15 protein-coding genes and 4 tRNA genes (1 of these 19 only partly in view) are annotated in these 16,341 nt (G+C 24.6%); 5 read left to right on the top strand and 14 right to left on the bottom strand.

Annotated features, from left to right (window positions below):
• Together earP and efp are read left to right on the top strand one after the other, a co-directional pair.
• Positions 1-13, top strand: the 3' portion of a protein-coding gene (gene earP, locus CKSOR_RS00865) for an elongation factor P maturation arginine rhamnosyltransferase EarP (protein WP_108673723.1). 1,097 nt of this gene lie to the left of the window's left edge; 13 of the gene's 1,110 nt are visible here — the last part of the coding sequence; its start codon lies beyond the left edge, outside the window; the stop codon is at positions 11-13.
• A gap of 27 nt (positions 14-40) precedes the next feature.
• Entirely contained in the window at positions 41-598 is a 558-nt protein-coding gene (efp, locus tag CKSOR_RS00860) for an elongation factor P (protein WP_108673722.1), read from the top strand.
• Positions 599-685: 87 nt separating this feature from the next.
• Here the strand turns inward: efp and CKSOR_RS00855 are convergent.
• From CKSOR_RS00855 to cysS, 7 genes are all read right to left on the bottom strand, one after another.
• Positions 686-763: transfer RNA gene (locus CKSOR_RS00855), tRNA-Arg, on the bottom strand.
• A 66-nt stretch (positions 764-829) separates the two neighbouring features.
• A tRNA-Ser gene (locus CKSOR_RS00850) sits at positions 830-921 on the bottom strand.
• A 63-nt stretch (positions 922-984) separates the two neighbouring features.
• Entirely contained in the window at positions 985-2,235 is a 1,251-nt protein-coding gene (locus CKSOR_RS00845; protein WP_108673721.1) for an aspartate kinase, read from the bottom strand.
• Between the two features lie 99 nt (positions 2,236-2,334).
• Positions 2,335-3,333 (bottom strand): tRNA lysidine(34) synthetase TilS, encoded by a 999-nt coding sequence (gene tilS / locus CKSOR_RS00840; protein ID WP_108673720.1) that lies wholly within the window; start codon positions 3,331-3,333, stop codon positions 2,335-2,337.
• 32 nt (positions 3,334-3,365) lie between these two features.
• Positions 3,366-4,328: an acetyl-CoA carboxylase carboxyl transferase subunit alpha gene (gene accA / locus CKSOR_RS00835; RefSeq protein WP_108673719.1), complete on the bottom strand. Its 963-nt coding sequence runs from the start codon at positions 4,326-4,328 to the stop codon at positions 3,366-3,368.
• 16 nt (positions 4,329-4,344) lie between these two features.
• On the bottom strand, positions 4,345-4,989 hold the full coding sequence (locus CKSOR_RS00830) for a DNA-3-methyladenine glycosylase family protein (RefSeq protein ID WP_108673718.1): 645 nt from the start codon (positions 4,987-4,989) through the stop codon (positions 4,345-4,347).
• A gap of 17 nt (positions 4,990-5,006) precedes the next feature.
• Positions 5,007-6,449, bottom strand: a complete 1,443-nt coding sequence (cysS, locus tag CKSOR_RS00825) for a cysteine--tRNA ligase (protein ID WP_108673717.1) — start codon at positions 6,447-6,449, stop codon at positions 5,007-5,009.
• 414 nt (positions 6,450-6,863) lie between these two features.
• Between cysS and CKSOR_RS00820 the strand changes: the two genes are divergently transcribed.
• Positions 6,864-7,376: a peptidylprolyl isomerase gene (locus CKSOR_RS00820; protein WP_108673716.1), complete on the top strand. Its 513-nt coding sequence runs from the start codon at positions 6,864-6,866 to the stop codon at positions 7,374-7,376.
• Positions 7,377-7,559: 183 nt separating this feature from the next.
• Here CKSOR_RS00820 and CKSOR_RS00815 read toward each other — a convergent pair whose 3' ends face one another.
• The 4 genes from CKSOR_RS00815 to CKSOR_RS00800 form a co-directional block, all read right to left on the bottom strand.
• Positions 7,560-8,405: an undecaprenyl-diphosphate phosphatase gene (locus CKSOR_RS00815; protein ID WP_108673715.1), complete on the bottom strand. Its 846-nt coding sequence runs from the start codon at positions 8,403-8,405 to the stop codon at positions 7,560-7,562.
• Between the two features lie 8 nt (positions 8,406-8,413).
• Entirely contained in the window at positions 8,414-9,607 is a 1,194-nt protein-coding gene (locus tag CKSOR_RS00810; protein ID WP_108673714.1) for a TerC family protein, read from the bottom strand.
• A gap of 69 nt (positions 9,608-9,676) precedes the next feature.
• A complete protein-coding gene (locus CKSOR_RS00805; protein WP_108673713.1) occupies positions 9,677-10,447 on the bottom strand; it encodes an inositol monophosphatase family protein in 771 nt (256 codons plus the stop codon).
• A gap of 152 nt (positions 10,448-10,599) precedes the next feature.
• Entirely contained in the window at positions 10,600-11,418 is an 819-nt protein-coding gene (locus tag CKSOR_RS00800) for a mechanosensitive ion channel family protein (protein ID WP_108673712.1), read from the bottom strand.
• Between the two features lie 35 nt (positions 11,419-11,453).
• Here CKSOR_RS00800 and mutS point away from each other — a divergent pair, with 35 nt between their 5' ends.
• Positions 11,454-14,012: a DNA mismatch repair protein MutS gene (gene mutS, locus CKSOR_RS00795; RefSeq protein WP_108673711.1), complete on the top strand. Its 2,559-nt coding sequence runs from the start codon at positions 11,454-11,456 to the stop codon at positions 14,010-14,012.
• A 15-nt stretch (positions 14,013-14,027) separates the two neighbouring features.
• On the opposite strand, the gene dapA is transcribed toward mutS, so the two are convergent.
• From dapA to CKSOR_RS00780, 3 genes are all read right to left on the bottom strand, one after another.
• Positions 14,028-14,924 carry a 4-hydroxy-tetrahydrodipicolinate synthase gene (dapA, locus tag CKSOR_RS00790; RefSeq protein ID WP_108673710.1) on the bottom strand — a complete coding sequence of 299 codons (897 nt, stop codon included), beginning with the start codon at positions 14,922-14,924 and terminating at the stop codon, positions 14,028-14,030.
• Positions 14,925-14,996: 72 nt separating this feature from the next.
• A tRNA-His gene (locus CKSOR_RS00785) sits at positions 14,997-15,072 on the bottom strand.
• Between the two features lie 76 nt (positions 15,073-15,148).
• Positions 15,149-15,225, bottom strand: a tRNA-Arg gene (locus CKSOR_RS00780).
• A 113-nt stretch (positions 15,226-15,338) separates the two neighbouring features.
• Between CKSOR_RS00780 and rfbB the strand changes: the two genes are divergently transcribed.
• Positions 15,339-16,340, top strand: coding sequence for a dTDP-glucose 4,6-dehydratase (gene rfbB, locus CKSOR_RS00775; RefSeq protein ID WP_108673709.1), 1,002 nt, complete (start codon positions 15,339-15,341; stop codon positions 16,338-16,340).
• Position 16,341: the final 1 nt, after the last annotated feature.

The following is a 16,341-nucleotide window of genomic DNA, read 5'->3' as shown; positions in this document are numbered from 1 at the left end:
GAAAATAAATTAACTTTTAAAAATAAGGAATTATATATTCATGAAAACAGCTCAAGAATTAAGAATTGGTAACGTAGTAATGATTTTAGGAGATCCATTAATTGTTCAAAAAACTGAATATAATAAATCTGGTAGAAATTCTGCTGTAGTTAAATTAAAATTCAAAAATTTACTAACATCATCTATTAGTGAATCTGTATATAAAGCTGATGAAAAATTTGAAGTAGTACAGCTAGAAAAAAAAGAATGTGTTTTTTCATATTTTATAGATCCAATGTATGTATTTTTAGATGAAAATTATAATCAACATGAAGTCGAAAAAAATAATATGCTCGAAATATTAAAATATTTAGAAAATAATATGAAGGTAGAAATCATATTTTTTAATGATAAAATCATAGCAGTAGAATTACCTAATATAATTGTACGTGAAATTACATATACTGAACCTGCAACTAGAGGAGATACCTCTGGAAAAGTAATGAAACCTGCTCAAATTTCATCTGGGCATGAAATTAATGTACCTATTTTTTGCAAAATAGGAGATAAAATAGAAATTGATACACGTACAAATGAATATCATGGCATTATAAATTAATTACCCATATTTTATGGAAAAATATGTCAATAAAATTTATAGAATTTTAAAAAACATAAACTAATTGTATATATAAAACACTTATGATGGTGCGCCCGGCAGGATTCGAACCCACGACCCCTTGGTTCGTAGCCAAGTACTCTAATCCAACTGAGCTACGGGCGCTAGAATATTATTCCAACACTATATATTGTATCAAATTTTATTAACACGTACAATATAATAACATACTGGCGGAGGTAGTGAGATTCGAACTCACGATACAGTTTTAGCCGCATACTCCCTTAGCAGGGGAGCCCCTTCAGCCACTCGGGCATACCTCCATAATTTCTATTGAATATTATACCATTATAATTAATTATATTAAAGAATAGTATAATAAATAATTATTTAGCATCTAATCCAAATACGTGATGTAAAGATCTTACAGCTAGTTCCATATATTTAATATCAATTATAATTGATGTTTTAATTTCACTAGTACTAATCATTTTAATATTTACACCTTCTTTGGCTAATGTTTTAAACATAGTACTTGCTACACCTACATGAGATTTCATACCAAGACCAACTATAGATACTTTAGCTACTTTTTCTTCAATTGCTAAATCACGAGCTTTTACAGCTGGAATTACAACGTCTTTTAATAAATTAACAGTTCTTTGAAAATCTACATGATTTATAGTAAAAGAAAAATCTGTATTACCATCTACTGATTGGTTTTGTACTATCATATCAACATCTATATTAGCATCAGCAACTGGAGTTAATATAGAACTAGCAATACCAGGAGTATCAGGTACATCTAATAAAGTAATTCTTGATTCATTGTTACTAAATGCAATACCAGAAACAACAGCAGATTCCATTTCTTTATCTTCCTCAAAATTTATTAAAGTTCCAGATATCATTTCTTCCTCTAAAGGAATCAGAGGATCTGTTAATGATGATAATACTCTTGTTGGAACACGATATTTACCTGCAAATTCTACAGACCTAATTTGTAATACTTTAGATCCTAAAGAAGACATTTCCATCATTTCTTCAAAAGAAACAGTAGACATTCTTCTAGCTTCTGATACAATTCTAGGATCTGTAGTATAAACACCATCTACATCAGTATAAATAAGACATTCTTTAGCTTTTAAAACAGCAGCTATTGCTACTGCAGAAGTATCAGATCCACCTCTACCTAAAGTTGTAATATCACCATTTTCATTAATACCTTGAAATCCTGTTACTACTACAACCTTTCCATCATTTAAATTATCTAATATTTTTTTATGGTCTATAGAAATAATTCGTGCCTTAGTATGAGAATTATCTGTATATATAGGTAATTGCCACCCTGTATAACTTCTAGCTGGTATCCCTTCTGCTAATAATGCCATTGCTAAGAGTGCACTACTAGCCTGCTCACCAGTAGATGCTAACATGTCTAATTCTCTTTCATGTGGCAAGGGTGTAATTTCTTTAGCCATATTTAACAAACGATTTGTTTCTCCTGACATAGCAGAAGGAACTACAACTACTTTGTAGCCAGCAGAATGCCATTTAGCTACACGACGTGCTACATTCTTAATGCGTTCTATTGAACCCATAGATGTACCACCATATTTGTGAACAATTACAGACATTTTTAGCTCTATTTAAAATTAATTTAAAAATTAATAATAACAAAAAATTACACAAATAGAATAAAAAAAATTTATTTTGAAATAATTTAACAACACATTTTATTTTATACTTCTAATAAATATTCTATTACGAGTACAACATATTTCTACATCTTCATGTTTAACTACCATAAAACGATCATAACCTAAATTATGTAAGTTCATTAATTGTTTATTCAAATTTAGTAAACGTGCTCTAGAAGGCATCATGATATTTTGAATATTAAGCCAATGACGTATTAATAAATTTCTTCTAGATTGAGACAAATGTCGCCATTTTTCTAAAGAAAAACTATAATCATTAGTATTAAAATCTAATAGATTTAAGTCATCTTGCGCGACAGAATTTAATATTTCTAAAGCTTCTTCCATATTTTTAGAAAATCTAGTCAAATTTTTTTGCCATCCATGCCATTTTTTATTCAATATAGGTGATATTAAAACCCTTATAGCAGATCTAGTATAGTTAGTACTATAGTTCATAGGATCTTCTGATAAGATAATTTTTTTATTATTAATAATATATTTGCTATTTTCTAAAATAATTTTTTTATCAATATTTAACCATGGTCTTATATATACAATATTATCTTTAATAGAACATTCTCTCATAGCAATAGAACCGGTAACTCCAGTACCCCTTAATAATCTTAATAATATCGTTTCTGCTTGATCATCTCTATGGTGTGCTAAAAATATAGTATTGATATCATGTTTTATTGATAGATGTTTAAATGCTAAATAACGATATTCTCTTGCTGCTTCTTCAAGGCAACTGCCTTTATTGATATTAATATCAACTTTAACTTCTAAAAATTTATATTTTAATAATTTAGCAAAATTTTTTGCATTTTTTGCCCATAAATCTGAATCAATCTGAATAGAATGATTAATATGAAGTAGATATACTTGAATATTATATAATTTAGCAACATTAGACATTGCAAGAGATAACATTGTAGAATCTAGACCTCCACTTAATCCTATACCTATACGCTTAGGAATTTTTTTTAAAGATTCTAAATTTTTTTTTATTGGTTCTAATAATATTTTATTCATTATTATTTCTTATAATAAAAATATTAAAGTATTTATAAATTTTTAAAATATCCATATGATAATAATAAATTCATTCTTTGATTGACTAATTGCTCTGGTGTCATGTTTTTTAAAAATCTTAAAGTCTCATCCAATGTATTATATAATATTTTATACATGGAATTAGGATATCTATGAGCACCACCTATTGGTTCATTAACTACAAATGTTATTAATCCTAATTCCTTCAATTTATTAGCTGTAATTGGTAATGCTTCATCTGATTTTTTATCTAAATTATTCCAAAATTTAGAATCAAATATTTCTGATGAAATCAATGAATATATAGAATATTTTAGCATTAATACTCTATTCCCTATGGAAAGAACTAAAGAACTTACAGAACCACTTTCTCCTATGATAGTAGATATAATAGGAACTTTTAATCTAGAAATTAAGCATAAATTCTGACCAATAAATTCTGATTTTTCTATCTTATTTTCATCAATTTTTGAATTAATATAAGGAATGTTATCTACAAAAGTAAATATTGGTATATTAAATTTTTCAGCTAATTTCATTAAACGTAATATTTTTCTATAACCTTCTGGACGTGGATTTCCAAAATTATGTAAAAATCTTTCTTCAGGATTTCTACCTTTTTTATGACCTATAATCATACATGCAAATCCATCAAATTTTGCTAATCCACCTATTATAGCCTGATCATCAAAATACATTCTATCACCATGTAATTCATGAAAATCAGTAAATATATTATTAATATAATCTAAAATATAAGGTCTTTTAGGATGATTTGCTATTAATGCAATTTGCCAAGGTGTTAACTTGGAATATATATCAATTGTTAATTTTTCACTTTGTTTTTTTAAAAAATTAATTTCATTTAAAATATGTATTGCTGATCCAGATTTAGTATTCCTCAGCTCTTCTATTTTATTTTCTATTTCAGATAAAGGTTGTTCAAATTCTAAAAAATATTGCACATTAAACATCCATAATAAAGTATTATCATTTAATTGGTAAAAAATTTAAACTTTGCCATAAATAGTAACTTGCAACTGTTCTCCAAGGTTTCCATGCTACAGATACTTCTCTAGCCTCAAAACGTGAAACTGGTTCTCCACTAAAATAATGAAAAGATATAGCTTTTAATAAATCTTTATCATCTAAAGGCATTATATCTGGTCGTTGCATACCAAACATTAAGAAAATTTCTGCAGTCCATCTTCCTATTCCTTTTATAGATAAAAGTTCCTTAACTATAGATTCATTATCCATAGTATTCCAATCTTCATATTTTACTTTTTTTTCACAAAAACTTAATGCTAAATGATACAAATAATTTGCTTTTCTATTATTTACCCCCATAGATTTTAAAGTATCTTTAGATGTTATTAAAATAGAATATGGATCTAAAAATATTTTATTTTTAAATATATTCCATATATTATCTACAGTTTCATTAGCAATATTAGAAATTTTTTGACATATTATAGCTTTAGATAATATTTGAAAATAATTTTCAGAAAAAATTGAAAAATTTTTATTACATAAAGGGATAATTTTTTTTAAAATTCTATCTTTTTTCAATAAATATGATGTAGCTTCATGCCAATAAATTGGTTCTTGTAAATATTTGTTATTAAATTCCATAAAATATCTCTAGAATATTAGATTCTACTCCAAATAGTATTGCCATCTATAGTATCTTCTAATGATATACTGTTAGATAATAAAAAATTCCGTATTTTATCTGCATCAATATATCTATTCTCTTTTTTTGCTATATACCTTGCCAATATAAGTTTTTCTATTTCTTCATCATTTAATTTATTTATATTCACATTATAGTTTATACTATATCTTGTTGGTAATTTAAAATAAGACTTAGGATCTTGTTGTAACAAACCAAGTATTTTAGCAAGATTTTTTAATATTAATATATTATTAATACTTTTATTACGATTTATTTCAGATGCTAATTCGAATAATACAGATATAGCTATAGGTGTATTAAAATCATCATTCATTGCATTTTCAAATTTTTTAGCAAAGTAATTATCCCATTTAATTGTAAAATTAACATCTAAATCTGCACCTTCTATATTAAGTACACGATATAATTTATCTAAAGAATTTTGAGCATCAATTAAATGTTCTTGAGAATATGTTTGTATGCTCCTATAATGTGATCTAACAATAAAAAACCGTAACATTTCAGCTTCTCTTTTATTAATCACAAAATTTTTGTTCAAAATGTCTTCATAGCCAATTATTTGTCTAATTGTAAAAAAATTACCTACAGATTTAGACATTTTTTCTTTGCCCATCATTAGTGGACCACAGTGAATCCATGTATTAGCCAATAAACAATCAAAAGCAGATTCACTTTGAGCTATTTCATTTTCATGATGAGGAAATTTTAAATCTGGTCCACCTCCATGAATATCTAAAGGTAATCCTAGAGAACTATGACTCATTGCAGAACATTCTATATGCCATCCTGGACGCCCTAGTCCATACTTAGAATTCCATTTTGAATCTATAGGATCTTTATCTTTTGAAGCTTTCCAAAGTACAAAGTCCAGAGGATCATGTTTATTAATATCTAACTCCCCAGATTTTAATTGATTTATATTTTTGCCAGATAAAATTCCATATTTTTTAAATGATCTAACTGAAAAATTTATATCTCCATTTTTAGAAATATATGCAATACCTTTATTATGTAATTTTTCTATTATATTTAAAATGGATTCTATATATTCGGTAGCTTTTGGTTCTAAGGTTGGAGATAAAACACCCAACGCAATTTCATCATTATGCATCGCATCTATGAAAAAATTAGTTATTTCATTAATAGGAATTTTTTGATTGATAGATTTATTAATAATTTTGTCATCAATATCTGTTATATTTCTAACATATGATACTTTTAGTCCTAATATTTTAAACCAGCGGTAAATAATGTCGAAAACAATCATTACTCTAGCATGTCCAAGATGACAATAATCATAAACTGTCATACCACATACATACATTTTTACAAAACCTGGAGTAATTGGTTTAAAAATTTCTTTTTTATTTGTTAGTGTATTATAAATCCTTAGCATAATAATTTATACTCTCTTTTTTGATAATTTTAGAAAAAGGTTTTATAAAAAATCTATCAATCAAATGATCTATAAGTGTTATAATGATCAAGAATAATATTTATATATACGCTTTAAAATAATAACTTGCTATTTAAAATTTTTAATTAATACATACTTATAAAAAAATTTATATTAAATTATTTATATTTATGCAAAATATATACTCTAATTATGATATAGATAATTTTAATCATAAATATGATATCTATAAAAAAATATTTATACAAGAATTAAGATTTAATGTTTATATATATGTCATGAATTAGATAATATAATTCAAAAAAAATTAATAAATATAAATGACATAAAGAATATTTGTATAAAACAATTAATTTATCAATTAATATAACTTTTTATTAAAAAAGATTAACTATGAATATATATAAAAAAGTTAGTATAACTACTAATTATGGCAATATAATTTTAGAATTAAATCATGAAAAAGCACCTAAAACAGTAGAAAATTTCATTTTGTATGTAAAAGAAGGATTTTATGATGGTACTATATTTCATAGAATTATAGATAATTTTATGATTCAAGGTGGTGGTTTTTCAAAAGGAATGATACAAAAAAATACTCATAATCCTATAGAAAATGAAGCATTTAATGGTTTAAAAAATTTAGCTTATACAATTGCTATGGCACGTACAAATGAAATTCATTCTGCTACATCACAATTTTTTATTAATTTAGTTGATAATAATTTTCTTGATTATACTGCACCAACCATAAATGGGTGGGGATATACAGTTTTTGGCAAAGTAATTGAAGGTATAGATACTGTAGATAAAATTGGGAAATTAAAAACTAAAAATTTTGGTTTTTATCAAGATGTACCAATAGATGATGTTATCATGAAAAAGGTAGAATTAATCTATAAATAATATTTATTAGCAAGTTAAATAATCAAAAAATATTCAATAACAAATAAATCATATTGTAAATTTACAATATGATTTATTTAATTTTTTGTTATAAAAATCATATATAATTGAAGTAAAATAAATAATTTATTAAAAATTGATTTATGGATGATATTGTGTATATTTACTTAATATCATTACAAATTATGTAGCAATATATATAAGTAATATTAAAAAACCTAAGAAAATTCTATACCATGCAAATATAAGAAAGGTATTATGAGATATATATTTTATTACTGATTTGATAACATAAATTGAAATAAAATAAGAGGAAATACATCCTATAATAACTGGAATAAAGTCATTAATAGAAATACTATTTAGATTAACCCAAATATCATATACAGAAGCACTAATTATAGTAGGTACTGCAAGAAAGAAAGAAAATTCTGTTGCAATATTGCGCTTTATTCCTAAAGTCATAGCTCCCATTATAGTTGCTCCAGATCTAGAAATTCCTGGAATTAAAGCAATTGCTTGATATAAACCAATATATAGAGATTGTTTAGAAGATATATCTTCTATATTAGATATATAATATCTTTTGTTAAAAAAGTTTTTATTATCTATTTTAATTTTAGAAAATTTAGGATAAATTAAATATTCCACTATAATAATAAAAAAACCACCTAATATCAATGATATAGCAATTATTAAATAATTAAAGAAAAGTTTTTTTATTAAATGAATAAATAAAAATCCTATAATAATTGATGGTATCATAGAAATGACAATATTTCTAAAAATACATATGGCATTATATTCTAATTTAACTATTCCTTTTAATATATTAAAAATACGAATTTTATATATATATATAATTGCTAATATTGCTCCAGACTGAATTATTACTTCAAAAAATTTAGAAGGATTTTGATATTGCATAAGCTTTTCTAATAGCAAAATGTGCGCTGTACTAGATACCGGTATAAATTCTGTTATACCTTCTAATATACCTAATACAAAAGCTTGCAAAAAATAAATCATTTTATAAATCACAATATTTTAATATGAAATGAAATTTCATCTATTTTATTTAATAAATCAAACATATGTTTTAATGTAACAAAGCCAATAACTTTATTATCATGCATAACAAAAGCAATATCACAATTACGTACAGAAAAAATTTTTAATAAATCAATAGATTTTACATTTAAATCTATTAATATAGGTTTACAACAATCTTTTACATTAATATTTTTATCCCTATATAATCCATTTATTATTAATGTTTGAATTTTACCAACTCCGATAATATTATCAATAATATTATCGTATAACACAAAATAATTATAATCTAATTTTGTTAAAATAGTTTCTTTATCTATTTTATTATCATTATGAACATTAATAAATAATAATTTATCTATATTTATAATAAATTTATCTATTTTTTGAGAAGATAAAGTAAGAGAATTTATGGGATCTTTTAATGGTATTAAATCACAAATTATTTTTTTATTCGAATTATTTTCAAACATATTATTAACTTTATTAAAAGAAGTTAATATTTCTATTAATACAGAAAACAAAATAGATAGATAAAAATATTCTTTTGGAATCGTGATACCAATACTTTCAAATATTAAAGATAAGCCAATAAATATTAAAAATACTAAACATAATATTATTATATTAGGATATAACTTTAAAAATATAGTCAAAGATTTAGATGCTATTAGCATGAAAATCATTGCTATTGTAATAGCAATCATCATTACAATTAAATTATCTACTATGCTAATTGCTGTAATTACTGCATCTAAAGAAAAAACTGCATCTAATAAAACTATTTCCAATACTACAAACCAAAAATTAGTATAATTATTTATTTTTATAATAGTATTATTTTTTATAGTTAATCTATTATATAGTTCAAGAAAGCTTTTTATTAATAAAATAAAACCACCTATTAATAAAATTATATTTTTTATTGAAAAAGGAAATGTAGATATAAAAAAAATTGGATGATTAAAGTTTAATAACCAAGATATTGCAAATAATAATATAAAGCGCATTATTAATGCAAAAACAATACCTACTATAAGAGCTTTGTCTTTTTGGTTAAAAGGTAATTTATCTATTAAAATAGTAATAAAAATTAAATTATCAATTCCAAGAATTACTTCCAAAAAAATCAATGTAAAAAATCCGATCCAAATATTTGGATCTAGAGCCCATCCCATAATGAGATTCCCGTACTAAGTTAAATTCTAAATATAAATAAGATAATTTCAATAAAAATATTCAATACATTAGTTATTTAATTTATTTAATATCTTTGAGAAAATTTTAGGTGTTGCTGCTATTATATTTCCAGAATTCATCCATTCTTGCTCTCCAAAATAATCTGATACTAGACCTCCAGCTTCAGTAACTATTAGTGAACCAGCAGCTAAATCCCATGGTTTTAAATTGATACCACAAAATCCATCCAATCTACCACATGCAACATATGCAAGATCAATGACAGTAGAGCCCATTCTACGCACAGCAGTACATTCATCAGCTAAAATATTAAACTTGTTTTCAACATCATTTTTGCTAAACGTACTGCAATGCATTCCTAATAATGAATATTGTAATATATTTTGTTTTGATACTCTTATACGACGATTATTTAAAAAAGCTCCAGATCCTCTACTAGCAGTAAATAATTCGTCTCTAGATGGATCATAAATTACTGCTTGAATAATTTTATCCTTAAAAGAAAGCGCTATAGAAACTGCATAATTAGGAAATCCGTGTATAAAATTTGTAGTACCATCTATTGGATCGATAATCCATAAAAAATCTGATTTAGAAGAACCATAATTCCCAAACTCTTCACCTAAAAATGAATGAGAAGGATAAGATTCTTTTAAAATTTCTACTATAGCTTTTTCAGCTAATTGGTCAATTTCTGTAACATAATTTTTAGGACCTTTACAGGAAACTTTAATTTTTTCTAATTCTAAGCAGGAGCGATTTATAATTACTCCTGCTTTTCTTGCTGCTTTAACAGCAATAGTAAGCATAGGGTGCATAAATTAAAACATATTTTAACATTATTAAATCATTTTAAATAAAAAATTTTATCTAAAAACATAATATTTTTCATTTAATAAAATATTTATTGAATGGTAATTATATCATACCATTTTATATGAATACGTTTTTTTAAAAAAGTTCATTAAATTTATAATTTATTTATTAAAAATGTTTTATTAATAGATTCTCTAACATTTAAATTTTTAATAATTTCCCATATTTGATAATTTAATTGATATTTAAGCTTTGAGTAGTTAATAGATTTTGTCCATGCTCTTACATTTATTAAAATATAATTTTCTTTGTAATCAGCAATATTTACTGATGATTGATGTTTATTTAATACCATATCATTAGATTTAATCAACTGTGTTAAATGTTCTATAATTTTATCTAAAGAATCGTCATAATTGACTGGTATATATATATCTATTCTTCTTTCATCAGTTCTACTAAAATTCTTGATAACAGCTCCCCAAATAGTACTATTTGGCATTATAATAATAATTCCATTTGGATAAGATAACGTTGTAAGAAATAACCCTATTTCTTTTACTAAACAATCTTCTATATTATTTATGGAAATATATTCATTAGTTCTAATAGGTCTTAAAATAAGTAACATAATACCTGCAGCAATATTTTGTAAAGTGCCTTGTAGTGCTAAACCTATTGCTAAACCAGCAGCACCAAGCATAGTAATGATGCTTGTGGTTTGAATGCCAAAACGTGATAATATAGTTATTAAAATACATGTTCTAATAGTCCATATTATTAATGTTTTTAATATTGGTAAAATCGTACTATCTATTTTTGGTGAAATTTGCAATGCTTGTTGAATGAAATTTCCAGCAAAGTTTGAAAAATTCCATCCTAAAACAAAAATAAAAAAAGATGTAATAATATTTAAAGAGTTTTCTATTAAAAAAGGGGTAAAAAAATTAAAACAATAAATAATATATTCCATTATTAATAATCCTTATATTTATATAGAATTTAACCATGAATGATTTTAATTTATCATCTATAGAAAAACATACACCTATGATGCAACAATATTTAGAAATTAAAGCACAAGCTAAAGATTTAATATTGTTATACAGACTAGGTGATTTTTATGAAATGTTTTTTGATGATGCAATACAAGCATCTAAATTATTAAATTTAACTTTAACTAAAAGAGGTTTTTTTAATAACAAACCAATACCTATGGCTGGCATCCCAGCAATTTCTCTGGATCAATATTTAGCTAAATTTTTAGATCAAGGTCAATCGATAGCTATTTGTGAACAAATAGGAGAAATCAATATCAATAATAAAGGTCCAATTGAAAGAAAAATAGTTAAAATAATTACACCAGGTACTTTGACAGATGATTTTTTATTGCCAACTAAATCTGACCGTATTGTATTATCTATTCATAATACAAAACATAGTACAGGAATTTCATATTTAAATCTAGCTAATGGAGAATTTTATGTTTTAGAATGTGAACCACATGAGCTAGAAACAGAAATACATAGATTAGACCCAGCAGAAATTTTAATTTCTGAAAATGATAAATTAAATTTTTCATATAAAGCAAAAATTTCTAAAATTGCTTCTATTAATTTTAATATTGATAATGCAATGCAAGAACTTTTAAATCATTTTAAAATAAATTCTATAAATTGTTTTGATATTCAAAATATGAAAAATGCAGTATGTGCTGCAGGTGCATTAATTAAATATGTCATACAAACACAATTTACTGATTTAAAACATATTAAAAATATAAAAATAGAAAATAATAATGAATATGTGATACTAAATCCAGAAACGCGTAAAAATTTAGAACTCACAACGTCAATAAATGGTAATAACTCAACTTTATTTACAATTATGGATAATTGTTCTACTTCTATGGGCAGTAGAACTTTAAAAAGATGGTTGCAAAATCCTATAAGAAATATACAAATTTTAAGAAAAAGACAAGAAGCAATAGATACACTATATCAGTATATTTGCCAAAATAATAAAAATCAAAATTTTTTAAAAGAATTAAGATCTTTTCCAGATTTAGAGAGAATTTCATCTAGAATTTCAATGAAATCTGCAAAGCCAAAAGAAATAAGTAGTTTAAGAGATGCTATATCTTTATTGCCTATAATTTCTGAACAATTAATTAATTTGAATTTAACAAAAAAATCTTCTTTAATAAAAAGTATTAATAATTGTTTTTATATAGATAATGATCTTTTAATATTATTAAATAAATCTATAGTAACAGAACCTTCAAATAATTTAAAAGATGGGAATATTATATTATCTGGATTTGATCAAGAATTAGATAAATTAAGAGATATATATCTAAATAGTCATATGCATTTATCCAAAATAGAAGAAATAGAGAAAAAAAATACTGGTATTAATAATCTAAAAATAGAATTTAATCGTATTAATGGTTTTTATATAGAAGTTAGTAAAGGACAGATTTATAAAATTCCTAAACATTATGTTAGAAAACAAACTTTAAAAAATACTGAAAGATATATAACTGAAGAATTAAAAAATTTAGAAAATACAATCTTGGCATCAAAAGATCAAGCAATAAGAAGAGAAAAATTGCTATATGAAAATTTATTATCTGAAATAGATAAATATTATGATGAATTATCTAATTGTGCTAAATCATTGGCACAATTAGATGTTTTATTAAACTTAGCTATACATGCATATAATAATAATTGGAATTTACCAATAATTAGTGAAGATAATGAGATTATTATAAAAGATGGTAGACATCCTGTAGTAGAAAACAATATAGAATGCTTTATACCTAATAGTTGTGAATTAAAAAATGATGCTAATAGAATTTATATTATTACTGGACCAAATATGGGTGGTAAATCAACATATATGCGTCAAGTAGCATTGATTACTATATTAGCAAAAATTGGTAGTTTTATTCCTGCAAAAACAGCAATAATAGGTAATATTGATCGTATTTTTACTAGAATAGGCGCTAATGATGATATTTCTCATAATAAATCAACATTTATGGTAGAAATGACAGAAGCAGCATTAATATTAAATACAAGTACTAAAAATAGTTTAGTGTTAATGGATGAAATAGGAAGAGGAACTTCTACATATGATGGTTTATCTTTAGCATGGTCAATAGTAATAACATTATTGACTGTTAATAAATCATTAACACTTTTTTCTACTCATTATTTCGAATTAACAGAAATTACTAAAAAATATTCTCATATAACTAATGTACATTTAACCATTTCTGAAGAATCAGATAATATTACGTTTTTACATGAAGTAAAAAAAGGCATATGTAATAAAAGCTATGGTATTCATGTAGCAAAGACAGCTGGAATACCTCAAGAAGTAATAAATATAGCCACAAAAAAATTAAAATATTTAGAAAATAAAAAAAATAATGCTACTTATAAATCTATTATAAATAACATTATTAATTTAAAGTTGGATGATATAACAGGACTTGAAGCACTAAATATTTTAAATAATTTCAAAATACAAATAAAAAATATAAATAAAAAAATATAATAAATGAAAACTTTATTAAAATATACAACCAGCTAATTTCATAGCATTACGTACTAGATTATGATATTTTTCATTTAATGGTATTAATGGTAATCTATATCCTAAAGAAATCATACCTAATTCGCTAAGAGCCCATTTTACTGGTATAGGATTTGCTTCAATAAATAAAGCTTTATTTATTGGAGCTAACATTGAGTTTAGTTCACGAGCTTTTTTTATATCACCTTGCATAGAAGCATCACATAGCATCTTTAACGTTTTAGGTAATATGTTAGCTGTAACTGAAATACTTCCAGAACAACCTAACATCATTAAAGCTGCAGCAGTTGAATCATCTCCACTAAAAATTTTAAAATCACTAGGACAATCTCTAATTAATAATGCTCCTCTTGCAATATCACCAGTTGCATCTTTAATACCTATAATTCCAGGAATTTCGGTTAATTTAATAACCGTTTCATTTGACATATCTACTGATGTTCTACCTGGTACATTGTATAAAATGATAGGTAAATCAACATTTTCAGCAATATTTTTAAAATGCTGATATATTCCATCTTGAGATGGCTTATTATAGTATGGCACTACTGATAATCCAGCATCAGCACCTACTTTTTTTGCAAATTTTGTTAAATGGATAGCTTCACTTGTAGAGTTAGCACCTACTCCAGATATAATAGGAATTCTACCATTTGAATATTCAACAGCTACTTTTATTAACTCTGCATTTTCATCCATAGAAACAGAAGGTGATTCACCAGTAGTACCTACTACTACTAAAGCATCAGTACCTTCTTCTATATGCCAATCTATTAAGCGTTTATATGTAATATAATCAATATTTCCTTCAGGTGTCATAGGAGTTATTAATGCTACAATACTACCGCTAATTTTTTTTGTAGAAAAAACCATATAAAATAAGCCTAGAAATAAAAATATGAAAATAATATATTGATATTTTACTAAAATATTAATATAAAAATATGGGGTGGTCGATGGGGCTCGAACCCACGACAACCGGAATCACAATCCGGGACTCTACCAACTGAGCTACGACCACCATAATTTAATTATGCAAAAAATATACAATTTAATATAATTATATATTAAAAAACATATTTTTGTTAATAAAAATATGGTGCGGCATGAGGGGCTCGAACCCCCGACCCCGGGCTTAGAAGGCCCGTGCTCTATCCAGCTGAGCTAATGCCGCAACAACTATTTGATAATATTATAGAACAAAACAATGAAAATCTCTATAAAAAATATAATTATTAATTATATAAAAAACATATAATTTACATTTTATACATAAAGTTTAACAATATGACTATATTAGTAACTGGTGGAGCTGGATTTATAGGCTCTAATTTTATAAAATTATTTTTGTCAAAACATAATGAAACGATTGTAAATATAGATAAATTTACTTATGCTGGCAAAAAAGAAAATATATGTGATGTATTAAAAAATAAGAATCATATATTAATTAAAAATTGTATTACAGATAAATATTCATTACAAAAAATATTTGAAACATTTCGTCCTAGAGCAGTTATACATCTTGCAGCAGAATCACATGTAGATAATTCTATTAATATACCAAGAAATTTTATTGATACAAATATTATTGGTTCATTTGAATTAATTGAAATTTCAAAAAAATATTTTCAATCATTAACTGCACAAGAAAAATATAATTTCAAATTTATTAATATTTCAACAGATGAGGTATATGGAGATTTAAGCGAAACAGGAAAACCATTTGAAGAAAATGATCCATATAAACCAAATAATCCATATTCTGCAAGTAAAGCAGCAAGTAGCCATATAATGAGATCATATTTTAAAACATATAATATACCTACTATTACTACACATTGCTCTAATAATTATGGACCATTTCAATCATCTGAAAAATTAATTCCTATGATAATTAAAAAGGCATTAAATATGGAAAATATTCCTATATATGGCAATGGTAGTCAAATTAGAGACTGGATTCATGTAAATGACCACTGTCTTGCTATATTGAAAATTTTAGAATTAGGTATACCAGGAGAACATTATAACATTGGTGGAGGTAATGAATTAACTACAATTTCCATAGCTAATCATATATGTAATATATTAGATATATTACAACCAAACATATCATCCTATAAAAAATTAATTAAATTTGTACCTAATAGGCCAGGATGTGATTATAGGTACTCTATAAATTATAATAAAATTTTTCAACAAACTAATTGGCAACCATTATATAAATTTGATGTAGGTATTTTTGATACAGTAAAATGGTATGTAGAAAATCCTTTTTATAAATAAA

The sequence above is a fragment of the Candidatus Kinetoplastibacterium sorsogonicusi genome, assembly GCF_003072465.1.
Taxonomy (GTDB): Bacteria; Pseudomonadota; Gammaproteobacteria; order Burkholderiales; family Burkholderiaceae_B; genus Kinetoplastidibacterium; species Kinetoplastidibacterium kentomonadis.
This window is presented reverse-complemented; position numbering and strand designations above follow the sequence as displayed.

Coding starts and splice junctions, on each gene's coding strand:
- efp (WP_108673722.1), top strand. CDS start 41: ATGAAAACAGCTCAAGAATTAAGAATTGGTAACGTAGTAATGATTTTA.
- CKSOR_RS00845 (WP_108673721.1), bottom strand. CDS start 2,235: ATGTCTGTAATTGTTCACAAATATGGTGGTACATCTATGGGTTCAATA.
- tilS (WP_108673720.1), bottom strand. CDS start 3,333: ATGAATAAAATATTATTAGAACCAATAAAAAAAAATTTAGAATCTTTA.
- accA (WP_108673719.1), bottom strand. CDS start 4,328: ATGTTTAATGTGCAATATTTTTTAGAATTTGAACAACCTTTATCTGAA.
- CKSOR_RS00830 (WP_108673718.1), bottom strand. CDS start 4,989: ATGGAATTTAATAACAAATATTTACAAGAACCAATTTATTGGCATGAA.
- cysS (WP_108673717.1), bottom strand. CDS start 6,449: ATGCTAAGGATTTATAATACACTAACAAATAAAAAAGAAATTTTTAAA.
- CKSOR_RS00820 (WP_108673716.1), top strand. CDS start 6,864: ATGAATATATATAAAAAAGTTAGTATAACTACTAATTATGGCAATATA.
- CKSOR_RS00815 (WP_108673715.1), bottom strand. CDS start 8,405: ATGATTTATTTTTTGCAAGCTTTTGTATTAGGTATATTAGAAGGTATA.
- CKSOR_RS00810 (WP_108673714.1), bottom strand. CDS start 9,607: ATGGGATGGGCTCTAGATCCAAATATTTGGATCGGATTTTTTACATTG.
- CKSOR_RS00805 (WP_108673713.1), bottom strand. CDS start 10,447: ATGCACCCTATGCTTACTATTGCTGTTAAAGCAGCAAGAAAAGCAGGA.
- CKSOR_RS00800 (WP_108673712.1), bottom strand. CDS start 11,418: ATGGAATATATTATTTATTGTTTTAATTTTTTTACCCCTTTTTTAATA.
- mutS (WP_108673711.1), top strand. CDS start 11,454: ATGAATGATTTTAATTTATCATCTATAGAAAAACATACACCTATGATG.
- dapA (WP_108673710.1), bottom strand. CDS start 14,924: ATGGTTTTTTCTACAAAAAAAATTAGCGGTAGTATTGTAGCATTAATA.
- rfbB (WP_108673709.1), top strand. CDS start 15,339: ATGACTATATTAGTAACTGGTGGAGCTGGATTTATAGGCTCTAATTTT.